18 protein-coding genes are annotated in these 22,563 nt (G+C 71.7%); 11 read left to right on the top strand and 7 right to left on the bottom strand.

Annotated elements, in window-relative coordinates:
- Positions 1-135: 135 nt before the first annotated feature.
- The 3 genes from ACIP4X_RS28770 (at position 136) to ACIP4X_RS28760 (ending at position 3,003) form a co-directional block, all read left to right on the top strand.
- The gene (locus ACIP4X_RS28770) at positions 136-1,386 is read left to right on the top strand and encodes an aminotransferase class I/II-fold pyridoxal phosphate-dependent enzyme (protein WP_391454968.1); all 1,251 of its coding nucleotides are present in this window, start codon (positions 136-138) and stop codon (positions 1,384-1,386) included.
- The gene (locus tag ACIP4X_RS28765; protein WP_391454967.1) at positions 1,383-2,459 is read left to right on the top strand and encodes an MBL fold metallo-hydrolase; all 1,077 of its coding nucleotides are present in this window, start codon (positions 1,383-1,385) and stop codon (positions 2,457-2,459) included. The genes ACIP4X_RS28770 and ACIP4X_RS28765 overlap by 4 nt, the downstream gene beginning before the upstream one ends.
- Positions 2,460-2,622: 163 nt before the next feature.
- Positions 2,623-3,003, top strand: coding sequence for a VOC family protein (locus ACIP4X_RS28760; RefSeq protein WP_391454966.1), 381 nt, complete (start codon positions 2,623-2,625; stop codon positions 3,001-3,003).
- Here ACIP4X_RS28760 and ACIP4X_RS28755 read toward each other — a convergent pair.
- The 3 genes from ACIP4X_RS28755 to ACIP4X_RS28745 all read right to left on the bottom strand — a co-directional run bounded on the left by ACIP4X_RS28755 (position 2,978) and on the right by ACIP4X_RS28745 (position 4,769).
- Entirely contained in the window at positions 2,978-3,223 is a 246-nt protein-coding gene (locus ACIP4X_RS28755; RefSeq protein ID WP_358730092.1) for a hypothetical protein, read from the bottom strand. The genes ACIP4X_RS28760 and ACIP4X_RS28755 overlap by 26 nt on opposite strands.
- 134 nt (positions 3,224-3,357) lie before the next feature.
- A complete protein-coding gene (locus tag ACIP4X_RS28750; RefSeq protein WP_358730093.1) occupies positions 3,358-3,999 on the bottom strand; it encodes a DedA family protein in 642 nt (213 codons plus the stop codon).
- Positions 3,996-4,769 (bottom strand): MBL fold metallo-hydrolase, encoded by a 774-nt coding sequence (locus ACIP4X_RS28745; RefSeq protein ID WP_391454965.1) that lies wholly within the window; start codon positions 4,767-4,769, stop codon positions 3,996-3,998. The genes ACIP4X_RS28750 and ACIP4X_RS28745 overlap by 4 nt, the downstream gene beginning before the upstream one ends.
- Positions 4,770-4,855: 86 nt before the next feature.
- On the opposite strand from ACIP4X_RS28745, the gene ACIP4X_RS28740 reads away from it, so the two are divergent.
- The 4 genes from ACIP4X_RS28740 (at position 4,856) to dnaK (ending at position 10,106) form a co-directional block, all read left to right on the top strand.
- Positions 4,856-5,293 carry a hypothetical protein gene (locus ACIP4X_RS28740; protein WP_358730095.1) on the top strand — a complete coding sequence of 146 codons (438 nt, stop codon included), beginning with the start codon at positions 4,856-4,858 and terminating at the stop codon, positions 5,291-5,293.
- A gap of 152 nt (positions 5,294-5,445) precedes the next feature.
- Positions 5,446-7,524, top strand: coding sequence for a phage holin family protein (locus tag ACIP4X_RS28735; RefSeq protein ID WP_391454964.1), 2,079 nt, complete (start codon positions 5,446-5,448; stop codon positions 7,522-7,524).
- Between the two features lie 144 nt (positions 7,525-7,668).
- A complete protein-coding gene (locus ACIP4X_RS28730; protein WP_358730097.1) occupies positions 7,669-8,094 on the top strand; it encodes an OsmC family protein in 426 nt (141 codons plus the stop codon).
- A gap of 152 nt (positions 8,095-8,246) precedes the next feature.
- The gene (gene dnaK / locus ACIP4X_RS28725; RefSeq protein ID WP_358730098.1) at positions 8,247-10,106 is read left to right on the top strand and encodes a molecular chaperone DnaK; all 1,860 of its coding nucleotides are present in this window, start codon (positions 8,247-8,249) and stop codon (positions 10,104-10,106) included.
- Between the two features lie 34 nt (positions 10,107-10,140).
- Here the strand turns inward: dnaK and ACIP4X_RS28720 are convergent, their stop codons facing one another.
- Together ACIP4X_RS28720 and ACIP4X_RS28715 are read right to left on the bottom strand one after the other, a co-directional pair.
- Positions 10,141-11,004 carry a helix-turn-helix transcriptional regulator gene (locus tag ACIP4X_RS28720; RefSeq protein ID WP_358730099.1) on the bottom strand — a complete coding sequence of 288 codons (864 nt, stop codon included), beginning with the start codon at positions 11,002-11,004 and terminating at the stop codon, positions 10,141-10,143.
- Positions 10,997-11,857, bottom strand: coding sequence for a helix-turn-helix transcriptional regulator (locus ACIP4X_RS28715; RefSeq protein ID WP_358730100.1), 861 nt, complete (start codon positions 11,855-11,857; stop codon positions 10,997-10,999). Before ACIP4X_RS28715 ends, ACIP4X_RS28720 begins: the two co-directional genes overlap by 8 nt.
- A gap of 200 nt (positions 11,858-12,057) precedes the next feature.
- Here ACIP4X_RS28715 and ACIP4X_RS28710 point away from each other — a divergent pair, with 200 nt between their 5' ends.
- Together ACIP4X_RS28710 and ACIP4X_RS28705 are read left to right on the top strand one after the other, a co-directional pair.
- Positions 12,058-12,363, top strand: a complete 306-nt coding sequence (locus ACIP4X_RS28710) for a 4a-hydroxytetrahydrobiopterin dehydratase (protein ID WP_358730101.1) — start codon at positions 12,058-12,060, stop codon at positions 12,361-12,363.
- A gap of 30 nt (positions 12,364-12,393) precedes the next feature.
- A complete protein-coding gene (locus ACIP4X_RS28705; RefSeq protein WP_358730102.1) occupies positions 12,394-13,137 on the top strand; it encodes a class I SAM-dependent methyltransferase in 744 nt (247 codons plus the stop codon).
- A gap of 45 nt (positions 13,138-13,182) precedes the next feature.
- Here ACIP4X_RS28705 and ACIP4X_RS28700 read toward each other — a convergent pair whose 3' ends face one another.
- Both ACIP4X_RS28700 and ACIP4X_RS28695 read right to left on the bottom strand, forming a co-directional pair.
- Positions 13,183-15,864, bottom strand: coding sequence for a cellulose binding domain-containing protein (locus ACIP4X_RS28700; RefSeq protein ID WP_391454963.1), 2,682 nt, complete (start codon positions 15,862-15,864; stop codon positions 13,183-13,185).
- A 160-nt stretch (positions 15,865-16,024) separates the two neighbouring features.
- Positions 16,025-18,943 (bottom strand): glycoside hydrolase family 48 protein, encoded by a 2,919-nt coding sequence (locus ACIP4X_RS28695; protein ID WP_358730104.1) that lies wholly within the window; start codon positions 18,941-18,943, stop codon positions 16,025-16,027.
- 296 nt (positions 18,944-19,239) lie between these two features.
- On the opposite strand from ACIP4X_RS28695, the gene ACIP4X_RS28690 reads away from it, so the two are divergent.
- Together ACIP4X_RS28690 and ACIP4X_RS28685 are read left to right on the top strand one after the other, a co-directional pair.
- Positions 19,240-20,715 carry a cellulose binding domain-containing protein gene (locus ACIP4X_RS28690; protein WP_401351281.1) on the top strand — a complete coding sequence of 492 codons (1,476 nt, stop codon included), beginning with the start codon at positions 19,240-19,242 and terminating at the stop codon, positions 20,713-20,715.
- Positions 20,716-20,803: 88 nt separating this feature from the next.
- Positions 20,804-22,537 carry a glycoside hydrolase family 6 protein gene (locus ACIP4X_RS28685; RefSeq protein WP_358730106.1) on the top strand — a complete coding sequence of 578 codons (1,734 nt, stop codon included), beginning with the start codon at positions 20,804-20,806 and terminating at the stop codon, positions 22,535-22,537.
- The last annotated feature ends 26 nt before the right edge of the window (positions 22,538-22,563 follow it).

The following is a 22,563-nucleotide window of genomic DNA, read 5'->3' as shown; positions in this document are numbered from 1 at the left end:
TACGGGGTGCTTCCCGGCCCGGCCGGTGGCCTTGGGACCGTGTCACCCGGGGTACACGGAGGCCCGAAGGCACGGCCCGCGCCGGGCGACGGAGCGGCGGCACCACACGGCATCAGGGACTTCGCGGAGGTACCCATGCGGCGGACGGAACCGGAAGGCCACGGCCCCGTCCGCTACGGACCGTCGGCCCTCCCCGACGACGGACTGCCCGTCCTGCCGGAGGTGGCCGCCGCGCTCGCCGGGGCCGCGCAGCAGACCCGGCGCAGACCGATCGGCGGCGGCACGGAACTGCTGGACGCCGCCTGCGGCTACTGGCAGCGACGCGGACTGCCCACCACGCCCGGCCGGGTCGCGGCCGCACCCGGCGCCCCCGCCCTGCTGCTCGCGCTGACCGCCGCGCTCGGCGGCGACGTCCTGGTGCCCCGGCCCTGCGCGGCCTGGTGGGCGCCGTACGCACGCCTGCTGGGCAGCCCCGCCTTCCACGTGGCCACGCCCGCCGAGTGCGGCGGCGTTCCCGACCCGTACGCCCTGCTGGAGACCGTCCGCAGAGTCCGCGCCGAGGGCGGCGACCCCCGGCTGCTCGTCCTGTCCGTCGCCGACGACCCCACCGCCACCGTGGCACCGCCGGAGGTGCTGCACGAGACCGTCGAGGCCGCCACCGCCGAGGGACTGCACCTGGTCAGCGACGAGACCTGGCGCGACACCGTGCACGCACCGCACGGGACGGTGCTGCTCAGCCCCGCCGAGATGCTGCCCGACCGGGTCACCGTCGTCACCGACCTGGCCGGCGCGTTCCTGCCCGCCGGCTGGCCCGCCGCGATCGCCCGCTTCCCCGCCGGAGCCACCGGCGAGGCACTGCACGCGCGCGTGCTCGACATCCTGACCGCGCTGGACGCCCGTATCGCCGAACCGGTCGCCGCCGCGGCCGCCTACGTCCTCGGCGAACCCGGTCCCGTCACCGCGCGCCGGACGGCATCGGTCAGCCTGCACGCGAGCATGGCGCGGGCCGTCCACGCGGCCGTGGTCGCCGCCGGCGCGCTCGCCCGGCCGCCGCAGTCCGGCCGCCACCTGTACGCCGACCTCGGCCCGCTGCGCCCCGCGCTCGACGCCCACGCGGTGGGCGACGCGCAAGAGTTGGAGGACTTCCTCACCGCACGCCTGGGACTGCCCGTGCCCGGCGGCCACCGCTTCGGCGACGACCTCGGCGAGCTGCGCGTACGGCTGTCCACCACGGAACTCCTCGGCCGCACCGACGAGGAGCGTGCGGAATGCCTCCTGTCCACCACGCCGTTGGAACTGCCACACCCGCAACGCGCGTTGCTCTCCTTGAGTTCGGTACTCGACGATCTCCGTGACGACGCTCAGCGATGGGAGCCTCCTCGATGACGCAGCAGTCCGAGTCGACCACGTCCCCGAGCACGACCCCTCAGGAGACCGCTGATCCCGCGATCTCGTCCCTTCTGACCTCTCCGTCCGCCCCGTTCCCGCCGCCGGCCGAACCCCGGCCGCTGGGGGAGCGGCGAGTGTGGCCGCGTACCTTCCACGACCGCCTGACCGCCCCGCTGCCCGGCCTGAAGGCCTTTGCCCGGTTCGCCCGTGAGGGCGCTCTGCGGCCGGACAAGGAGGCCCTCGCCGACATCCCGCTGCTGCCGTACCGGCCCGCCGGACTGCCCCGCGTGGACACCCGTACCGTCGCCGTCACCTGGGCGGGGCACGCCAGCTGGGTGGTGCGGATCGGCGGGCTGACCGTGCTGACCGACCCGGTGTGGTCCCGCCGCATCATCGGCACCCCGGCCCGGGTCACGCCCGTCGGTGTCGCCTGGGAGGCGCTGCCGCCCGTCGACGCGGTCGTCCTCAGCCACAACCACTACGACCACCTGGACGCGCCCACCCTGCGCCGACTCCCGCGCGACACCCCGGTGTTCGTGCCGGCCGGACTCGGCCGCTGGTTCCAGCGGCGCCGGTTCACCCGCGTCACCGAGCTGGACTGGTGGGAGGCGGCCGAACTGTCCGGTGTCCGCTTCGACTTCGTCCCCGCCCACCACTGGTCCAAGCGCACCCTCACCGACACCTGCCGCAGCCTGTGGGGCGGCTGGGTGCTCACCGACCCGGACGGGCAGCGCGTGTACTTCGCCGGGGACACGGGTTATGGCCACTGGTTCTCCCGCATCGGCCGCCGCTATCCCGGTATCGACCTCGCCCTGCTCCCCATCGGCGCCTACGACCCCCGCTGGTGGCTCAGCGACGTCCACTGCGACCCGGAGGAGGCCGTCCGGGCCGTCCAGGACCTCGGCGCCCGGCACATGGCGCCCATGCACTGGGGCACCTTCGTCCTCTCCGCCGAACCCCTCCTGGAACCCCTGACCCGGGTCCGCAGAGCCTGGAAGGAGGCCGGCCTCCCCCGGGAACACCTCTGGGACCTCCCGGTGGGCGCCTCCGGAGTCCTGGAACACCCCTGAATGTTTTCAAGTGACCCAAGCGTCGTCCGGCGTGCCGTGAAATCAATCGCCCCCGCTCGCCTCCCCCGGTACGGTCGCGATCTTGTTCTCGCTGTAGGGAGCCCACGAGATCCGCGTGTCGGCCGCCCCGGCAGTTCTCCACACCTGAGAGTGGGTTTCGTCCATGGCATGCCGTTTCAGTGAGCTCGTGATCAAGTGCCGCGACCCCGAGGTCCTGGCGCGGTTCTGGTGTGAGGTCTTGGACTTCGCGGAGATCGATCGCGCGGCCGAGGGCTGCATCGAGATAGGTCCGCGCGAAGGGTTCGGCGGCCCGCAGCCGACGATCTTCCTCATCCGCAACGACGAGCCGAGGAACGGGCGTGCCCGGCTGCACATCGACGTCAATCCCACCGATCGCGATCAGGACGCCGAGCTCGAGCGCCTCCTGGCCGCCGGGGCCGAACTGGTCGACATCGGTCAGCCCGCAGAGGCATCCTGGCATGTCCTTGCCGATCCGGAAGGCAACGAGTTCTGCCTGCTCAGGCGCCGCCTCGACCCACTGTGACGGCCGGATGGGCCGGGTGGACGCCGGATGATGGCGCCCACCCGCGAGGCGGCGTGCCGGACGGCCAGGTCAAGGCGTCGGCTTGGTGCTCCAGCGAGCAGATGATCCAGTCGATCACGGTGTCGAAGCCGTAGCGGTCGTCGACCGCCTGGTCGACGTGCTCGTCGGCCGAGGTGAAGAAGTCGGCCGGGCCGCGCAGCCGGCGAGCTGGGCCGGTCATGCGGCGGCGGCCTTGCGCCCACCGGCCGCTGCCCGCGGCGAGCGGCACCCGGTCCGCGGCCGGCGCGGTGGCGTCGCGTCGCCGGAGGACGGCCGGCGCGCGGGTGCACCCCCGCGTCCGGAGCCCTGCCCCGGTCACTGTGGGCGTTGGGCCGGGAGGAGGCGGCGCAGGCGGCGCCAGGCTGCGGGGGCCGTGCTCAGGAGGACGGTCAGTCCGATGGCCGTGGCCACGCCCTCCCAGGGCTCCTCGAACAGGGAGCCGCCGAGGATGCCGATCAACTGGTACGTGACCGCCCAGGCCAGGCACGCGGGGAGGTTGCCGCGGGAGAAGCGGCGCAGCGGCCACTTCGCCAGCAGGCAGGCCAGCATCACCGGGATGCGGCCCGCCGGGACCAGGCGGGACAGGACCAGCACCGCGACCCCGTGCTCGCTCAGCTTCTCCTGCGCCTGCGCGAGCCGGTCCTCCGGCGCGCGCGTACGGATCGCCTCCAGCCACCGCGACCCGTTCCGCGACCCGAGCCCGCGCCGTCCCAGCCAGTACAGCGCCGCGTCCCCGAGGAACGCGGCCAGTGACGCCGTCAGGAACACCAGCGCCAGCGAGAACGGCGCCGTCTGGTGCAGCGCGACCACCGCCGCCGAACTGACCAGCGCGCCCGTCGGCACCACCGGCACCAGCGCCCCGATCAGCACCAGCAGGAACAGCGAGGGATACCCCAGCGCCTGCTGGGTGGACTCCGGCGGCACCACCGAGGTCACGGCGGCGGCGATCCGTATCACCGGGCGCCCTCCAGGCGCACGCTCTCCCCGTGCCCGAGCCGGTGCACCGCGACCCCCGGCGCACGCTCGGCGGCCAGGCGCGCGAAATCATCACCCGGCGCATAGAACTCATGGGGGCGCACGGCGTCCATCCCGATCGGCCAGTACGTGCCGTAGTGCACCGGCACCGCGCTCCCCGGCGCCAGCCGGGCCAGCGCCTGCGCCGCCCGCCCCGCGTCCAGATGCCCCGCGCCGAGGTACGGCCCCCAGCCGCCCACCGGCAGCAGCGCCGCGTCGACCGGCCCGACCTCCTCGGCCATCGTCTCGAACAGGCCGGTGTCCCCGGCGAAGTACGTCCGCGCCTCGCCCTCGACGACGTAGCCGAGCGCGGGCGAGCGGTGCCGTCCGACCGGCAGCCGACGCCCATCGTGCCGGGCCGGCACCGCCCGTACGACGACGCCGCCGACCTCGACCCGGTCACCGGGCGTCACCTCGCTGATCCGCAGATGGGCGAGCCGGCGCAGTCCCGCGACCACCCCGAGTGCGCCCCGGGGCACCAGCAGGCGCGTGCCCGGCTCCAGCCGGGCCAGCGAGGGCACGTGCAGATGGTCGGCGTGCAGATGGGAGACCAGGGCCACGTCCGCGTGCCGGGCGGCGGGCGGCGGCGGCGCGCCGCGCCGGCGCCGCAGGTGCGCGAGCCGGCGTGCGAACAGGGGATCGGTCAGCACGCGCACGTCCGAGTCCTCGACCGTGCAGGTGGCATGACCCCACCAGGTGATCTCCACCGGCACTCCTTTGCCCCCCTTCGTGCGACTCCCCCTGAGCCTACGGGCAGGAGTAGGGTCGGCGGCGGAAACCCGGAGGTGAGGGGGACGCCATGGGAGAAGTGCGGGATGCCCCCGGCGGGGGCGCCCCGGCGGTCGTCCGCGTCACGGCGATCGCGAGCCTGACACCCCTGGAGGAGCTGCACGACGAGCCCTTCCTGGTGGACTCCCGCAGCCAGTACGCGATGTGCGCCCGCTGGGCGGCCGAGCACGGTTACGTCATCGCGCGGGAACTGCTCGTCCGGGGGCTGCGCGCCGACCACGGCGCCCTGTGGGAGGGCGTGCGCCCCGGCATGGACCTGTTCGTCGCGCCCAGCCGGCGGGTGCTGGAGCGGGCGCTGTCCTCCGTCGAGGAGTTCACCGAGGAGTGCGCGCGACGCGGGGTCCGCGTCGAGACGGTGGGCCAGGCCGAGCCCTCGTACGACGCGCAGATGAAGGCCCGCGTGCACCGCCGCCTCTCCATGCCGACCGCCGGCTACGACGGCCGCTGACCGGCCGACCTCCTGACCCTGACCCACCCCCTTCGTCCCCACCGCTTTGTGGGTGTTACCGCAGGTCACGGCGATTTGTGCGGGTGTATGACAAGCTGGGGTACGTCCGTGCGGAGGCACCGGGCGGGGCGGAAGCGGAGGTTGTGCCGGGCATGGGTGGCGGGCGGCGGTGGCGGCGGGCCGCCAGTCAGGTCGGGCGCAGTGTCGCGGTGTGGGCCGTCTCCACGGTCACCCTGCTGGTGCTCGCCGGGATCCTGCCGGACTTCCGGTTGCAGTCGCCCGACGGCGACAGCGCCACCACGGTCGCCGTGACCGCCGCACTCGGCGCGGGCGCCTTCGGCGTGCTGTCGGCCGTGGTGTGGCCGCTGCTCGTCCGGCTGCTGCTGCTCGTGCCCGCCCTGGTCCTCGGGCTGCTGGTGTTCTTCCTCAACGGCTCCCTGCTCCTGCTCGCCCTGCGGATCACCCCCTCCGGCCAGGCGGAGGCGGCCCCCGAGACCGCCGTCATCGTGGCGGCGGTGATGTCCGCGGTCGCCTCGGCCACCGGCGCCGCCCTCGCCGTGCGCGACGACGACGCCTACCGGCGCCGGCTCCACCGGCTCGCCGACCGCCGCCGCGGACGGCTGCGGCCCTGCTCGCCGACCCCCGGCACCGTCGTCGTCCAGCTCGACGGCGTCGGCCACGACGTGCTGCGGAACGCGGTCGACGATGGCCTGATGCCGACCGTGGCCCGCTGGCTCGGCGCCGGCGAGGGGGATCCGGGGCCCACCCACCGGCTCACCCCCTGGCGCACCGACTGGTCCAGCCAGACCGGTGCCAGCCAGCTCGGCATCCTGCACGGGTCCAACCACGACGTCCCCGCCTTCCGCTGGTACGAGAAGGACACCGGCGAGGTGATGGTCTGCAACCGTCCCAGCAGCGCCGCTGAACTCCAGCGCCGCGCCGTACGGCGCACCGGCGACGGCGGGCTGCTCACCGCCGACGGGGCCAGCCGCGGCAACCTCTTCGGCGGCGGCGCCGGCGAACTCGCCCTCGTCCTGTCGGTGGCGGTCCGCCGCGACCGCGGCAGCCGCTCCCGCGCGGGCTACTTCGCCTACTTCTCCGACCCCGCCAACGCCGTCCGCACCTTCCTGTCCTTCGTCGCCGAGACCGGCCGCGAGATCGGCCAGTCCCTGCGCGCCCGGCTCCGCGGGGAGCGCCCGCGCGTCTCCCGCGGGGGGCTGTACCCGCTGGTGCGCGCCTTCGCGACGGTCGTCGAACGGGACGTCGTCGTGGCCGCGGTGATGGGCGACCTGCTCGCCGGGCGCACCGCCGTCTACGCCGACCTGGTGGCGTACGACGAGGTGGCCCACCACTCCGGGCCGCACAGCCGGGACGCGGCGCGGGTGCTGCGGCGCCTCGACCGCTCGCTGGCGCTGATCGAGAAGGTCGCCGAGCACGCCCCGCGCCCGTACCGGTTCGTCCTCCTGTCCGACCACGGCCAGAGCCCCGGCGAGACCTTCCGCTCCCGCTACGGCCTGACCCTGGGCGACCTGGTGCGCGCCGGCTGCGGACTGCCGGTGCCGCGCCGGGCGGAGGGGACGCGCAGCGGAGCCGAGGCGCGGGCCGCCGTACGGGCCGCGCTGGGCCGCCCGGTCGAGGAGGGCGGCGAGGACCGGCCACCCTCCCGCCGCTCCGAGCCCGTCGTACTGGCCTCCGGCAACCTGGGCCTGGTCTCCTTCCCGGACGTGCCGCACCGCATGAGCCAGGAGGAGATCGACGCCCGCCACCCCGCGCTGCTGTCCACGCTCGCCGGCCACCCGGGCGTCGGCTTCCTGCTCGTGCGCAGCGAGGAGCACGGCGGTGTCGTCCTCGGCCCGCGCGGCGTACGCGTACCGCTGGCCGAGCTGGACACCGACCCGGGCCCGCTGGCCGTCTTCGGCCCCGGCGCGGTCGGCGCGGTACGCCGCACCCACTCCTTCCCGCACACCGCCGACATCATGGTCAACTCCAGTCACGACCCGGCCGACGGGGAGGTCCTCGCCTTCGAGGAGCAGATCGGCTCCCACGGCGGCCTCGGCGGCGCGCAGGGCCGCCCGTTCCTGCTGTCGCCGCTCGACTGCTCCCCGCCGGTCGCGGAGGGCGAGGAACTCGTCGGCGCGGAGCACGTCCACCGCGTGCTGCGGCGCTGGCTGCACGAGGCCGCCGGAACCGGGGCACCGCTCACCGCCGAACCGGAGGAGCGCGCCGCCTGACCCCGGAAGGAGGCGCCCCAGCGGTTCGCGCAGCTTCTCCGGCAGGTCGTGGCCCGGTTCTGTGGATGTACGAGTTGCGGATGTGATCGGATGGCGTCACGGGATCCCGGCAACGGGAACGCAGGCGAAAGGTATGGAACCACCGTGGCAACCACGCGAACCGCTCACACCGTCTGGGAAGGCAACCTGCTCGAGGGCAACGGAGTCGTCACCTTCGACTCCTCCGGCATCGGCGAGCAGCCGGTGTCGTGGCCGTCGCGCGCCGAGCAGGCGAACGGGAAGACCAGCCCCGAGGAGCTGATCGCCGCCGCCCACTCGAGCTGCTTCTCCATGGCGCTGTCGCACGGCCTGGCCGGCGCCGGCACCCCGCCCACCACCCTGCGCACGAAGGCGGACGTCACCTTCCAGCCGGGCGAGGGCATCACGGGCATCCACCTCAGCGTCGAGGGCACGGTCCCCGGCATCGACAACGACGCGTTCGTCGCCGCCGCCGAGGAGGCCAAGAAGAACTGCCCGGTCAGCCAGGCCCTGACCGGTACGACGATCACCCTGGACGCCAAGCTCGCCTGACGCGAGACGCACGTCCGACGATGCCGCGCCCCTCCTCCGGGGCGCGGCATCGCTGTTCCCGGGTAGAGCGGCAGGCGGCGGGTACGCGGCATTGACAACAGCGCACTCAAGTTCTGAGCTGGAGGGCAGGAGGCGCCCGGAAGGGGACGAAGATGGCACGTGCGGTCGGGATCGATCTCGGGACCACGAACTCGGTGGTGGCGCTGCTGGAAGGCGGTGAGCCCACCGTCGTCGCCAACGCCGAGGGCGCGCGCACCACGCCGTCGGTCGTGGCGTTCGCCAAGAACGGCGAGGTGCTCGTCGGTGAGGTGGCCAAGCGGCAGGCGGTGACGAACGTGGAGCGCACCGCACGCTCGGTCAAGCGGCACATGGGGGACGCGAACTGGCGCTTCCCGGACAAGGGCTCCGTCGACGGCACCCGCTTCACGGCGCAGGAGCTGTCCGCGCGTGTCCTGCAGAAGCTGAAGCGGGACGCGGAGTCCTACCTCGGTGAGGACGTCACGGACGCGGTGATCACCGTGCCCGCGTACTTCGACGACGCCCAGCGTCAGGCGACGAAGGAGGCCGGGGAGATCGCCGGTCTGAAGGTCCTCAGGATCATCAACGAGCCGACGGCCGCCGCGCTCGCCTACGGCCTGGACCGGGGCGAGGAGCAGACCGTGCTCGTCTTCGACCTCGGTGGCGGCACCTTCGACGTGTCGCTGCTGGAGATCGGCGACGGCGTCATCGAGGTGAAGGCCACCAACGGCGACACCCACCTGGGCGGCGACGACTGGGACCAGCGGGTCGTCGAGCACCTGGTCAAGCGGTTCAAGGGGCAGTACGGCGTCGACCTCGGCAACGACAAGATGGCGGTGCAGCGGCTGCGCGAGGCCGCCGAGAAGGCCAAGATCGAGCTGTCGTCCTCCACGGAGACGACGATCAACCTGCCCTACATCACGGCGTCCGCCGAGGGCCCGCTGCACATGGACGAGAAGCTCACCCGCGCCCAGTTCCAGGAGCTCACCGCCGACCTCCTGGACCGCTGCCGCACACCCTTCCACCAGGCCGTCAAGGACGCGGGCATCAAGCTGTCGGCCGTCGACCACGTGATCCTCGTCGGCGGCTCCACCCGGATGCCGGCCGTGACCGACCTGGTGCGGGAACTGACCGGCAAGGACCCGCACAAGGGCGTCAACCCGGACGAGGTGGTGGCCGTGGGCGCCGCCCTCCAGGCGGGCGTGATCCGCGGCGACGTCAAGGACGTCCTCCTCCTCGACGTCACCCCGCTGTCCCTCGGCATCGAGACCAAGGGCGGGATCATGACCAAGCTCATCGAGCGCAACACCACGATCCCGACCCGGCGTTCGGAGATCTTCACCACCGCCACCGACAACCAGCCCTCGGTCGGCATCCAGGTGTACCAGGGCGAACGCGAGATCGCCGCGTACAACAAGAAGCTCGGCGTCTTCGACCTCACCGGTCTGCCGCCCGCCCCGCGCGGGGTGCCGCAGATCGAGGTCGCCTTCGACATCGACGCCAACGGGATCATGCACGTCTCGGCCAAGGACCTCGCCACCGGCCGCGAGCAGAAGATGACCGTGACCGGCGGCTCGGCGCTGCCCAAGGACGACATCGACCGCATGATGCGGGAGGCCGAGCAGTACGCCGAGGAGGACCGCAGGCGCCGGGAGACCGCCGAGACCCGCAACCAGGGCGAGCAGCTCGTCTACCAGACGGAGAACTTCCTGCGCGACAACGGCGACCGCGTCCCCGCCGACACCAGGTCGGAGGTCGAGGCCGCCGCCGCCGAGGTGAAGGCGCTCCTGGAGCAGCAGGCGGAGACCCCCGCGCTGCGCACGGCCATCGACAAACTGGCCTCGGTCAGCCAGCGGATGGGCCAGGCGATGTACGCCCAGGCCCAGCAGAGCGGCACCGAGAGCACCGGACAGCAGACGCCGCCGGACGAGGACACGGTGGTGGACGCGGAGATCGTCGACGACGAACGCGACACGAAGGGCGGCGCCGCCTAGTCGGCCGCGCCATGCTGTCGGCCGCCGGGCGGGCTCACAGGTTGTCGCGGTACTTCCGCAGCAGCTCGCGGGTCTGCTCGGCGGTGGCGGCGGCCGCCGTCATACGGTCCAGGACCTCCAGGTGCGCGGAGATCTCCGTGCGGGAGTCCAGGTACAGGGCGCCGGTCAGGTACTCGGTGTAGACCAGGTCGGGCAGCTCCGGTTCGGCGAAGCGGAACAGCGAGAACGGCGCGTACGTCCCCGCGTGCGGCCCCCTCGCGAACTCGGCGACCTGCACCGTCACCCGGTCCCGCTCGGTGTAGCGGAGCAGCTTGTCGAGCTGGTCGCGCATCACCTCGGGGCGGTCGCTCACCGGCCGCCGCAGCACCGTCTCGTCGAGGATCACCCACAGGTGCGGCGGATCGGCCCGCTCCAGCAGTTGCTGCCGGGCCATCCGCAGCGACACGTGCCGCTCGACCGCGTCCGGCCTGCGCTGACCGACCGTCCCCGTCTCCAGCACCGCACGCGCGTAGCCTTCCGTCTGGAGCAGCCCCGGCACGAAGTGCGGCTCGTAGGAGCGGATCAGCCGGGCGGCGCCCTCCAGGCTCACGTACAGGCTGAACCACTCCGGCAGCACGTCGTGGAACCGCTGCCACCAGCCCGGCGCGTTGGCCTCCTCGGCCAGCGCGACGAACGCGGCCGCCGCCTCGTCGCCCACCCCGTACGCGGTCAGCAGTATCTGCACGTACGGGATCTTCAGCGCGACCTCGGCCGTCTCCATCCGCCGTACGGTCGCGGGCGCCACCCGCAGGACGCGCGCGGCCTCCTCGCGGCCCAGTCCGGCCTTCTCCCGCAGTTCCTGGAGTCTTCTGCCGAGCACCACCTGGCCGACGGTGGGCGCGGCCCGCCGCTCACTCACGCCCTGCCTCCCGGCTCTCTCCCGCCCACGACGAGTGAAGGTACTCGACGGTGGCCGGATCGGCGGGCAGGAACGTCTCGATCGCCAGTTCCGCCACCGTCACGTCCATGGGCGTGTTGAAGGTGGAGATGGAGGAGACGAACGACAGCACCCGCCCGTCGTGCTCGATCCGCATCGGCAGCGCGAAGTACGGCACCTGCCCGGGAGCCCGGACCGCCTCCCGCGCGCCGCACGGCAGCGGGTAGGCCGCCACCTCCTCATACAGCTCGCGCAGCGCGGCCGAGCGGTGCAGAGCGAGCTGCCGCTCCATCTGGGCCAGCAGATGCCCGCGCCACTCGCGCAGATTGCGGATGCGCGGCGCCAGACCCTCCGGGTGCAGGGTCAGCCGCATCGCGTTCAGCGGCGGGGCGAGCAGCCGCTCGGGGACGCCCGAGAGGAGCATCGTGATGCCCCGGTTCGCGCTCACCACGTCGTACGTCGCGTCGACCACCAGCGCCGGATACGGCTCGTACCCCCGGATCAGCCGCTCCAGGCCCTCGCGCAGCGGGCCGAGCGCCGGGTCGTCCAGCGGGGTCTGCCGGTACCTGGGGGCGTAACCGGCGGCCACCAGCAGGGCGTTGCGCTCCCGTACCGGCACCTCCAGGTGCTCGGCGAGGCGCAGCACCATCTCCTCGCTCGGCCGGGACCGCCCCGTCTCGACGAAGCTGATGTGCCGGGCGGAGGAGTCGGCGCGCAGCGCCAGTTCGAGCTGACTGATCCGCCGCCGCTCCCGCCAGGACCGCAGCAGCGGGCCCACGCCCCGGGCTGCGGAGGCTGCGGGGGGCGCGGTGGTGCCGGACGCGACAAGGGCCATACGCACGACGGTAGTCGAGGACCGGGCCCACGACCGAGTCGCGGGCCCCCGGCCCCCGGCCGCGCGCGGGGCCGGACGGGCCGCGGGTCCGTTCCGGTCCGGGGACGCGGCGGCCCTCCTGTGGCAGTCTGAACAGGAGCGCGAGACCCAGCAGAGGTCCAGCGGCAGTCCAGGAGAAGCCCAGGAAGGGAGCCGGTCCCATGCCCGTCGCACCGCTGTCGCACAAGGAGGTCGAGGACCGGTTGGCGGAGCTGCCCGGCTGGTCCGTCGAGGGGGGCCGCCTCACCCGTTCCTTCCGGCTCGGCTCGCACTTCGCGGCGGTGGCGATGGTCGTGCACATCGCACAGGTGCAGGAGGAGCTCAACCACCACTCCGACCTCACCCTGGGCTACAACACGGTCTCGCTCGCGGTGCACACCCACAGCGCGGGCGGCGCCGTCACCGAGAAGGACTTCGAACTGGCCCGCCGGGTCGGGGACCTCGCGCCGGGACACGGCGCGAGCTGAGCCGCGCCCGGACGGGGAGGGGGGATCCGCGTGCTGGACTACGACGAGGAAGCCGAGCGCTACGACGCCTCGCGCGGCGGCGAGCCGAGAGCGGAGGCCGCGGCGGAGGCGGTCCTCGGCTTCATACCGGACCGGACGCGCGAACTGCTCGACGTGGGCTGCGGCACCGGCATCGTGACCCGCCGCATCGCCGCCGCCCGCCCCGGCGCGCGGGTGACCGGCGTCGACCGGGCGCCCGCGATGGCCCGGCACGCCGGGGCACGGCTGCCGGGCGCCGTCGTGCTCGCCGACAGCCGCAGCCTGCCCTTCCCGGACGGGCGGTTCGACGCCGTCACCAGTGTGTGGCTGCTGCACCTGGCGCCCGGCCCCGGGGAGGCGCGGGCGATGGTCGCCGAGTGCGCCCGGGTGCTCAGGCCCGGCGGGGTGTACGTCACCACGGTCGACAAGGCCGCCGCGCACAACGTCGGCAGCGACATCGACGCCGTCCTCGCCTCCCGGCCCCGCAGCCCGGCCCGCGACGACGCCGGCCTGGTCACCGAGTACGCGGCCGCGCACGGTCTCGTCCCGGCCGGGCAGGCCCTCTTCCCGGGCCGCGATCAGGGCCGCAGCCCCCGTCGCACCATCGCCGACCTGCTCCGCGGCTGGTTCGTCACGCTGCCGCCGGGCGCACCCCTCGCCGAGTCCTTCGCCGAGCGGCTGGCGGCCCTGCCCGACCAGGACCGCCGCCGCCCGGACCCGGTCTTCACCCTGAGGGCGTTCCGCAAGGCGGAGTGAGCAAGCGGGGGCGCGTGCCGCGTCCGGCACGCGCCCCTCCCCCCGTCAGGAGACCTTGCAGCTCTGGCCGCCGACCGTGAAGGCGGCCGGTCTGCCATTGGTCCCCGACCAGCTCCCCGTGAAGCCGAAGCCCACCGAGGAACCGGCTGCCACGGTGCCGTTCCAGGTCACGTTCCGCGCGGTCACCGACGCGCCCGACTGGGAGTAGTCGGCGTTCCACAGCTGGGTGACCTTCTGCCCGTTCGGGAAGGACCAGGTGAGCGACCAGCCGTTCCAGGCCGTGGAGCCGGTGTTGGTGAGCTGCACGTCGGCCTGAAAGCCGTCGGCCCACTGGTTGGTGACCTGGTACGTCACCGCGCAGGCACCGGCCGGCGGCGGTGTCGTACCGCCGCCCGGGTCGCCTCCGCCCGTGTCCCCGCCGCCGGTGCCGGAGGTGTCGCCGTAGATCACGCCGCGGCCGTTGGTCGAGACGTACACGCGGCCGTAGACCCGCGGGTCGCCCGTGATCGCCGCGCCTGTCCAGCCCCACTGGTGGGCGTCGTCGTTGATCCGGGTCCAGCTCGCGCCCTTGTCGGTGGAGCGGAAGATGCCCCGCGCCCCGCCGATCTTCGCGCTCGTGAACAGCGTCTGGTACGACGCGCCGCTCGCCGCCTTGCCGAAGCCGATGGTGTCGGCCTGCTCGACGCCCGCCAGCTTGGTGAAGGACGTGCCCCCGTTGGTCGAGTGCCACAGCCCGTACGCGCCGTCGCTCGCTCCGCCCGCCAGCCAGACGTCGCCCTTAGTACCGGGCAGCGCCTTGAAGCGCACGCTGTCACCGCTGGGCAGACCCGTGGCCGAGGAGGCGGTGAAGGTGGCACCGCCGTCCGAACTCACGTAGAACTTGCCGGACTTGAAGCCGTAGAAGGTCTTCGGGTCGACCCGGTCCGACTCCACGACGGCGCCCGCCGGGATCCCGGCCGACGCCGACCACGAGGACCCGAAGCCCGTCGAGTACCGCACGCCCGTCCCCGCCGGACTCCACACGAACCGGCTGCCGTCCGCGGCGGCCGCGACCGTCCCGCCGCCGCTCACGCCCGACGGATCCGTGCCGGCGAACCAGTTGGCGCCGTTGTCGGTCGAGAAGGCGACGTGCGCGCCCGAGTCCGTGTCGCCGACCCGCACCACCGTGTTCGGGTTGGTCTCGGCGAAGTCCAGACTGGTGCTCGTGGTGAAGGTGGGGGAGGTGAACATCATCGACGGGACCTTCGTCAGGTCCGTGTGCCGGAAGCCGCCGAGGTCGCCCAGCGCGCTGAGCAGCGGTGCTCCGGAGGGCGGGGAGGCCAGGTCGTTCACCGCCGTCTCCTCCAGGCCCTGCACCATCGGGCGCACGGCGAACTGGCCGCCGCTGTCCCACTTGGTGAGGTTCTCGGTGCCGTAGATCGTCGCGCCCGTGCCGTACATCATCCGGTTGGAGTCGAACGGGTCGATCTCCAGCGCCTCCGTCATCCACCCGAGTTTCGGGGCCTGTTCGGGCGGTGAGGGGTTGGCGCCGAAGCTCAGCCAGGGCGTGGACGACACGTCCATCGTGTAGCGGTTGGCGCGGTTCGGGTACGACGTGTAGTCCCACGCCTGCGTCCAGCTCGCGCCGTTGTTGGTGGAGCGGAAGATCTGCGTGTCCGGCCACCAGGAGCTGTAGGCCGTCGCCATCACCGTGCCCGGGTGCTGCCGGTCGAGCGTCAGACCGCTGAAGCCGTAGTAGGTGTCGGCCACGGCGACCGGGCTGATGTTCGTCCAGGTGCCGGTCGCGGTCGCGTACCGCCACAACTGGCCCTTGCCGCCGTCGTAGGGTCCGCCCGTGTCGCTGTAGGCGAGGTACAGGTAGCCGTTCTTCGCGTCCAGGACGCCCTTGTGGGCCAGGTACCCGGTCGGCTGCCCCGGCAGCCGCTGCCAGGTCGCGCCCGCGTCCGTGGAGCGGTACACCGCGTTGTCCTTGTCGGCGACCCCGGCGTAGACGGTCTTCGTCGCGTTGCCGGAGGTGCCGGTGGACTCGTCGAAGGTGACCCAGACGACGCCCTGGTTGTCGCTGGCGTATCCGGACGTGTCGCTCGGGTCCTGCGCGTAGTTGCCCGGGTTGGTGAAGCTCGTGACCCGCGACCAGGTCGCCCCCGAGTCCGTCGAACGCCACAGGCCCTTGCCGCTGGGCGCGCCCAGGTACAGCACGCTGTTCTTGTTCGGGTCGATCGCCAGCCGCTCGCCCATGCCGCGGCCGGGCATGTTGCCGCCGAGCTTGAACGGCAGGTCGGCCTTCTTCCAGCTCGCGCCCCGGTCGGTGGAGCGCAGCACGGCGCCGTTGCCCGGGTCCCAGCTGTTGGTGTACGTGCCGACGGCCGCGTACACCCGGTCGGGGGCGGCGGAGTCGGAGGCGAGGGAGACGACGCCGGTGTGCCCCCAGTCGTCCCAGCCGACCGAGTCGAGCAGCGGGGTCCAGGTCTTCGTCGACTGCTGCCAGCGGTAGGCGCCGCCGATGTCGGTGCGGGCGTAGACCAGGTTCTTCTCGCTGCGGTTGAAGACGATGCCGGGGACGAAGCCGCCCCCGTCGATACGGGCGTTCTTCCAGGTGTACGTGTCGGCCGCGACCGCGGCCGGTGCGGCGGGCCGGGCCACCGCGGACGGGGCGCCGGCGAGCAGTCCGGCGGCGAGGGCGAACACGGCCGTGAGCACACGTCCGGTGCGGGGCGTTCTTCGCACGGTGGGGCTCCTCTCGACGGAGGGCGGAAGGCGGGAAACCGGAGCGGGAGGGGGAGCGGGAGGATGTGACGACCGGGCGGCTCCCCCCGTGAGGGAGCCGCCCGGTCGGGGGCCCGTCGGCGGATGACGGGACCCGGTACACGGAGCGTTCAGCGGGGACTTATTCGAGGAGCTCCGCGTACGAACCCATGGCGAGCGCGATGTCCGCCTGCGCCCAGAACCGGTGGTAGGTGAAGCTGGGGGCCGCGCCGCCCTTCAGATAGGCCTCGATCTTCGACCAGGCCGGGTCGTTCTTGTAGAAGGAACGGAGGGAGCTGAACGTCGACGAGGAGTCGATCTTGTCGCCGTTCGGCATGGTGCCGGTCCAGCCGCTGGGCACGTACACCTTGTCGCCGAAGCGGCTGTAGTCGGTGCGGGTCTCCGGGACGGCGATGCCCAGGCTGTCCTGGTTGTTGTTCCACATGCCGTCCAGCAGCGCCTTCGCCGTCGACTTCGCGTTCGCGTCACCGGACCTGGCGGCGTAGTACGTCAGGGTCTTGGCGTACGAGGCCGCCACACCGACGTCGTTGGTGTAGTCGGCGACGGTGACGTGCAGCGAGTTGTTCGCGCCGGGGGAGGAGGCGTTCCAGGTGTCCGGCTGCCCCGACCACTTGAGGGTGGAGGGGATCTGGAAGGTGCCGTTCGGGTTGACCGTGGTCTTGGACAGCGCCCACTTGACCCACTTGTCGAGCACCGTCTTGGCGGCGGCGTCACCCGTCTGCTGGTAGTACTCGGCGACCCGCTCCATCGACCAGGTCTGGAAGCCGAACCACTGGTTGGACGGCGGGTCGTGGTAGACGGGCTGCCAGTCGTAGTACATGCCGTAGAAGGTCGGCGTGCCGGCCGGCGGGGTCGCGTAACGGCCCTGCCAGCTGTTGGTCGCGCCGCCCGCGATGGCGCCCTCGGAGGACTGGAGCCACCGGTAGAACTCCAGTTGCCGCGTGAGCGACTTGCTCCAGTCGGCCGCGCCCGTCGAGGACTTGGGCTTCAGGTCGGCGTTGCTGCTCAGGGCGTACGCCGCGAGCGGGTTCTGGTAGCCGCCGTGGACGTGGCTGGAGCCGATGCGCCAGGCCCAGCCCGCCGAGGTGTCGGTGGCGCCGCCCCAGGCGTAGTACCAGGAGAGCAGGTAGTGCGAGGCGTCCTTGCCGGTGCCGGCCGGGCAGGAGGAGGCCCCGACACAGTTGCCGATCTTCTTGAAGTACTTGTCGTACATCGAGTACCGCAGGTAGTCGCCCATCTTCGCCGCCTTGGCGACGGTGGCCGACACATCGGCGCTCTTGCCCTGCGCCTTGGCCCACAGGTCCGCCCAGTACGCCGCCTGGACGGCACGTGCGTCGGCGTCGGGGGCGTCGGTGAACTTCCACTGCTTGGCGTAGGAGGAGTCCCCGGTGAACAGGTCCAGGTAGCCGTTCTTGCCGCCGTACTTGAAGGCGTCGCAGGTGGGCTGCGGCACCGTCTCCCAGACCGACTCCTCGGGGCCGCGCTGGAAGGTGTTGATGTACGACGGGCCCTTGGCCGTGGGGCCGGCCTCGCACTGGCCGCCCGGCGTGTTGCCGTAGCCGTAGACGTTGTCGACGTCCTCGATCCAGTGCATGCCGTAGATGTCGTCCGTGCCGTACGCGGACTTCAGCTCACCCGCGATCGGGTCGGAGCCCACCGACACACCGGTGTCCAGCTTCGCCGGGTACTCGTTGGGCGTGTCGTACTCGGGCGCGTACGTCGCCGGCTTCGAGGCCGTGTAGAAGGAGTTGGTCGCCTGGTCGGCGTGGGTGGGGATCATGTACTTCTCCATGATTCCCCAGGCGCCGTTGAACTTCGACCAGTCGCCCGTCACCTTGCCGTACATGGCCTGCAGCCAGAGAAGGTAGCTGTACGCCTCCGACGTGGTCTCGTGACCGTGGTCGGGCGCCTCCACGATCAGCGTCTCCACCGAGTGGTAGGGGATGCCGTCGGGGGAGAAGTAGCCGTTCGCCGGGTTGGTGATCTTCCCGTACAGGTCCAGGAAGCGGGCGTCGTACGCCTTCGAGCCCGCCAGCTCCGTCACGGTGACCGTGGCCTTGGTGTAGCCGGTCGCCGAGGCGGTGAAGACCGCCGAGCCGGTGCCGCTGGAGTCCGCGGTGATGGTCACCTTCTGCGCGGTGTTCCAGTTGGACGTCGTGAAGGTGAGTGAGGAGCCGCCGGTCACGGACAGGCCCGTGTTGCCGGAGGTGCGGGAGGTGCTCACCGTCACGTTGGCGCTGGGCTGGTTCGACAGCTTGACGTCGAAGGTGCCCGTCTTGCCCTGCTGGACGCCCAGCTGGGTGGGCGAGACGACCACGGCGGGGCCCGAGGCGACCGTGATGCCGACCGGTGTGGACGGCGCGGAGGCGCCGAGGCTGTCGTAGGCCTTGGCCACCAGGGAGTGACTGCCCGCGGCCAGGTTCGAGACGGAGAGCGTGTACGGCGCCGTGGTGGCGGTCCCCAGCAGCGTCGTGTCGTCGTAGAACTCGACCTTGGTGATGCTCGCCTTGTCGGCCGCCGCGGCGGTCGCCGCGAGCGGCACCGCGGCACCCTGGGTGTAGACCGCGCCCGGGGCCGGGCTGGTCAGCACCGTCACCGGGGGCTGGTGCGCGCCGGCGCAGGTGGTGCCGTTGACCGCGAAGCTCGTCGGGGCCGCGTTGGTGCCGCTGTAGCTGAACTGGGCACCGGTGTTCACGGCGGCGCCGGCGGCGACCGTCCCGTTGTACGACTCGTTCTTCACGGTGACCGTCTGGCCGGACTGCGACCAGATGCCGTTCCAGCCGTTGCTGAGCTTCTGGTTGCCCGAGTAGCCGTAGGTGAGGGTCCAGCCGTTGATGGTGTCCGTGCCGCGGTTGGTGATGGTCAGGTCCGCGGTGAAGCCGGAGCCCCAGTCGTTGGTCTTGTAGTCAACGCTGCACTGCAGGGCCGCCGCGTGCGCGGTGGTCGACCCCGTAGCCAGCATGGTGAGTGGAAGCGCGAGGGCCGCCACGGTGGCGGTCCACAGCCGCCGCACGCCGCGGCGTCTGCGTCGGGGATGCATGTGCTGGTTCCTCCTTGCGGCTCGGGGGAGGTGGGGGAGGAGCGTCAAGCCGTGAACCAGTGGGAGCGCTCCCATAGTGCGGAAGGGTGTCCAGGGGGTCAAGGTCCTTGAAGAGTCGAAAAGATTCGACGCAGCTCAACCCCCTTCAATAGATGCTGAGTTGAGGAAGTTCGACAAAAGTTCGCACACCCTCTGTCCTTCGCCGTCACTTGCCGCTACCTTCACTCGAACCAGTGGGAGCGATTCCATCAGTCGACGCGGCCGTCACGGCGCGCCAGAGCTGCAAGGAGTCGCTCATGCGACACCCCCCGCGTTCAGTCCTTTTAGGCATCGCCGGTGCGGTCGCGCTCGTCGGGAGCGTGGTCGTGCCGGCGGTCACGGCGCACGGAGCCGCACCCGCGTGCACGGTGGAGTACACCGTCACCAATCAGTGGGACGCCGGCTTCCAGGGCGACGTGAAGATCACCAACAACCAGGCTCCGCTGAGCAGTTGGAGTCTGACCTTCGACTTCGCCGGCGGGCAGAAGGTCACGCAGGGCTGGAACGCCAAGTGGTCCCAGTCCGGCACGAAGGTGACCGCCGCCAACGAGAGCTACAACGGCTCTCTCGGCACCGGCGCGAGCGTCAGCGCGGGCTTCCTCGGCTCCAAGTCGGGGAGCAACCCCGTGCCGACGACGTTCAAGCTCAACGGCACCACCTGCAACGTCGACTCGGGCCCGTCCACACCTCCGACGGACCCGCCGCCGACCGGTGACGGCAAGGCACCCGCCCTGCACGTCTCCGGCACCAAGCTGGTCGACGCCGCCGGGAACAACCGCCGGCTGCTGGGCGTCAACCGCTCCGGCGGCGAGTTCATGTGCGTCCAGGGCTACGGCATCTGGGACGGTCCCGTGGACGACGCCGCGATCAAGGCGATCGCCGACTGGAAGGCGAACGTCGTCCGCATCCCGCTCAACGAGGAGTGCTGGCTGGGTCTTTCCAACATCAAACCCGAGTACGCGGGTGCCAACTACATCAACGCGGTCAAGGAGCTGGTGGCCCGCGTCGAGGCGCACGGCATGACGCCGATCGTCGAGCTGCACTGGACCTACGGCCAGTACACCGGCAACTCGGCGGGCTGCTCCGACGTGCACGCCACCTGCCAGAAGCCGATGCCCGACGCCCAGTACACGCCGTCGTTCTGGTCCTCGGTCGCCAGTACCTTCAAGGGTGACCAGGCCGTCGTCTTCGACCTGTTCAACGAGCCCTATCCGGACCGGGCGACCTCCAGCCTCACGGACGCCTGGAAGTGCTGGCGCGACGGCGGCACCTGCCCCGGCATCGGGTACAAGGTCGCCGGCATGCAGAGCCTGGTCGACGCGATCCGCGGCGCCGGGGCGAAGAACGTCGTCCTCGCCGGCGGTCTCGCGTACTCCAACGACCTCGGCCAGTGGCTCACCTACCGGCCCAGCGACCCGGCGGGCAATCTGGGCGCTTCCTACCACGTCTACAACTTCAACACCTGTTCCAGCGCGAGCTGCTGGAACTCCACCCTCGTCCCGGTCGCGGCCCAGGTGCCGCTGGTGGCCGGGGAGATCGGCGAGAACACCTGCTCGCACGGGTTCATCGACCAGGTCATGAAGTGGTTCGACGACCGCGGCCTGTCCTATCTGGGCTGGACCTGGAACACCTGGGACTGCGCCTCCGGGCCGTCCCTCATCTCCGCCTTCGACGGCACGCCCACGGCGTTCGGCGCCGGGCTGCGCGACCATCTGCGCGCCCTCAGTCCGTGAGCCCTCTTCGCGAGCCCCAGTCCGCACGTCCCTGTCCGAAAGTCCCGCAACCGCACATCAGGTTCGACAGAAGGAGCAACTCGCACTCATGAGCCGTACCAGAACATCGATACTCGCCGCCATGGCACTGGTGGCCGGCGCCACGGGAACGGCGCTGACCGCCGCACCCGCCAGCGCCGCGGTCCCCTGTACCGTCGACTACAAGGTCAACCAGTGGGACAGCGGCTTCACCGCCGATGTCACCGTCAAGAACAACGGTGCCGCCAAGTCGAGTTGGTCACTGAAGTGGACCTACGCCGGTAACCAGAAGGTCACCAGCTTCTGGAACGCGAAGGTCAGCCAGAGCGGCGCCAACGTCACCGCGGCCAACGAGACCTACAACGCCAGCCTGCCGAGCGGCGGTTCCGTCAACTTCGGCTTCCAGGGCACCTACAGCGGCACCAACGCGATCCCGGCCTCCTTCAGCCTCGACGGCGTCACCTGCAACGTCGACAACGGCGGTGGCAACCCCGGCGGAGGTGACCCGGGCGGCGGCGACCCCGGTGGCGGCAACCCCGGCGGCGGCAACGGAAGCCGCGTCGACAACCCGTACGTCGGCGCCAAGGTGTACGTGAACCCGGAGTGGTCCAAGAAGGCCGCCGCCGAGCCCGGCGGCACCAGGGTCTCCAACCAGCCCACCGGCGTCTGGCTCGACCGCATCGCCGCGATCAACGGCGTGAACGGCGGCATGGGCCTGCGCGCCCACCTCGACGAGGCCCTGAAGCAGAAGGGCACCGGCGAAGAGGTCATCCAGGTCGTCGTCTACGACCTGCCGGGACGCGACTGCGCGGCCCTCGCCTCCAACGGCGAGCTCGGCCCGACGGAGATCGACAAGTACAAGACGCAGTTCATCGACCCGATCGCGGCCATCCTCGGCGACTCCAAGTACTCCTCGCTGCGGATCGTCACCACCATCGAGATCGACTCGCTGCCGAACCTGGTCACCAACACCAGCGGCCGCGCCACCGCCACACCGCAGTGCGACACCATGAAGGCCAACGGCAACTACGTCAAGGGCGTCGGCTACGCACTGGCCAAGCTCGGCAAGATCCCGAACGTCTACAACTACATCGACGCCGGGCACCACGGCTGGATCGGCTGGGACGACAACTTCGGTCCGTCGGCCGACATCTTCAAGCAGGCGGCCACCAGTGAGGGCGCGTCCGTCAACGACGTGGCCGGCTTCATCACCAACACGGCCAACTACAGTGCCCTGAAGGAGAACAACTTCTCGATCACCGACCAGGTCAACGGCGTCTCGGTGCGCCAGTCCAAGTGGGTGGACTGGAACCAGTACGTCGACGAGCTGTCGTTCGCGCAGGCCTTCCGCAACAAGCTCGTCTCGGTCGGCTTCAGCTCCAACATCGGCATGCTGATCGACACCTCCAGGAACGGCTGGGGAGGATCGGCGCGTCCGGCCGGTCCGGGTGCCAAGACCAGCGTGGACACCTACGTCGACGGCGGGCGCTACGACCGGCGCATCAACACGGGCAACTGGTGCAACCAGGCGGGAGCCGGTCTCGGCGAGCGTCCGAAGGCGGCACCGGCCGCGGGCATCGACGCCTACGTGTGGATGAAGCCCCCGGGGGAGTCCGACGGTTCCAGCTCGGCCATCGCGAACGACGAGGGCAAGGGCTTCGACCGCATGTGCGACCCGACCTACGGCGGCAACGCCCGCAACAACAACAGCATGTCGGGCGCGCTGCCGAACGCTCCGGTGTCCGGGCACTGGTTCTCCGCCCAGTTCCAGGAGCTGATGAAGAACGCCTACCCGGCGCTGTAGTGACCCGCTCATGAGCCGTCGATCCA

The sequence above is a fragment of the Streptomyces sp. NPDC088817 genome, assembly GCF_044750345.1.
Classification (GTDB): domain Bacteria; phylum Actinomycetota; class Actinomycetes; order Streptomycetales; family Streptomycetaceae; genus Streptomyces.
This window is presented reverse-complemented; position numbering and strand designations above follow the sequence as displayed.

Bases quoted from the DNA above. Each gene is read 5' to 3' on its own strand.
- ACIP4X_RS28710 (WP_358730101.1), top strand. From the start codon at position 12,058: ATGCCCGTCGCACCGCTGTCGCACAAGGAGGTCGAGGACCGGTTGGCG.
- ACIP4X_RS28760 (WP_391454966.1), top strand. From the start codon at position 2,623: ATGGCATGCCGTTTCAGTGAGCTCGTGATCAAGTGCCGCGACCCCGAG.
- ACIP4X_RS28755 (WP_358730092.1), bottom strand. From the start codon at position 3,223: ATGACCGGCCCAGCTCGCCGGCTGCGCGGCCCGGCCGACTTCTTCACC.
- dnaK (WP_358730098.1), top strand. From the start codon at position 8,247: ATGGCACGTGCGGTCGGGATCGATCTCGGGACCACGAACTCGGTGGTG.
- ACIP4X_RS28690 (WP_401351281.1), top strand. From the start codon at position 19,240: ATGCGACACCCCCCGCGTTCAGTCCTTTTAGGCATCGCCGGTGCGGTC.
- ACIP4X_RS28715 (WP_358730100.1), bottom strand. From the start codon at position 11,857: ATGGCCCTTGTCGCGTCCGGCACCACCGCGCCCCCCGCAGCCTCCGCA.
- ACIP4X_RS28685 (WP_358730106.1), top strand. From the start codon at position 20,804: ATGAGCCGTACCAGAACATCGATACTCGCCGCCATGGCACTGGTGGCC.
- ACIP4X_RS28740 (WP_358730095.1), top strand. From the start codon at position 4,856: ATGGGAGAAGTGCGGGATGCCCCCGGCGGGGGCGCCCCGGCGGTCGTC.
- ACIP4X_RS28695 (WP_358730104.1), bottom strand. From the start codon at position 18,943: ATGCATCCCCGACGCAGACGCCGCGGCGTGCGGCGGCTGTGGACCGCC.
- ACIP4X_RS28735 (WP_391454964.1), top strand. From the start codon at position 5,446: ATGGGTGGCGGGCGGCGGTGGCGGCGGGCCGCCAGTCAGGTCGGGCGC.
- ACIP4X_RS28770 (WP_391454968.1), top strand. From the start codon at position 136: ATGCGGCGGACGGAACCGGAAGGCCACGGCCCCGTCCGCTACGGACCG.
- ACIP4X_RS28765 (WP_391454967.1), top strand. From the start codon at position 1,383: ATGACGCAGCAGTCCGAGTCGACCACGTCCCCGAGCACGACCCCTCAG.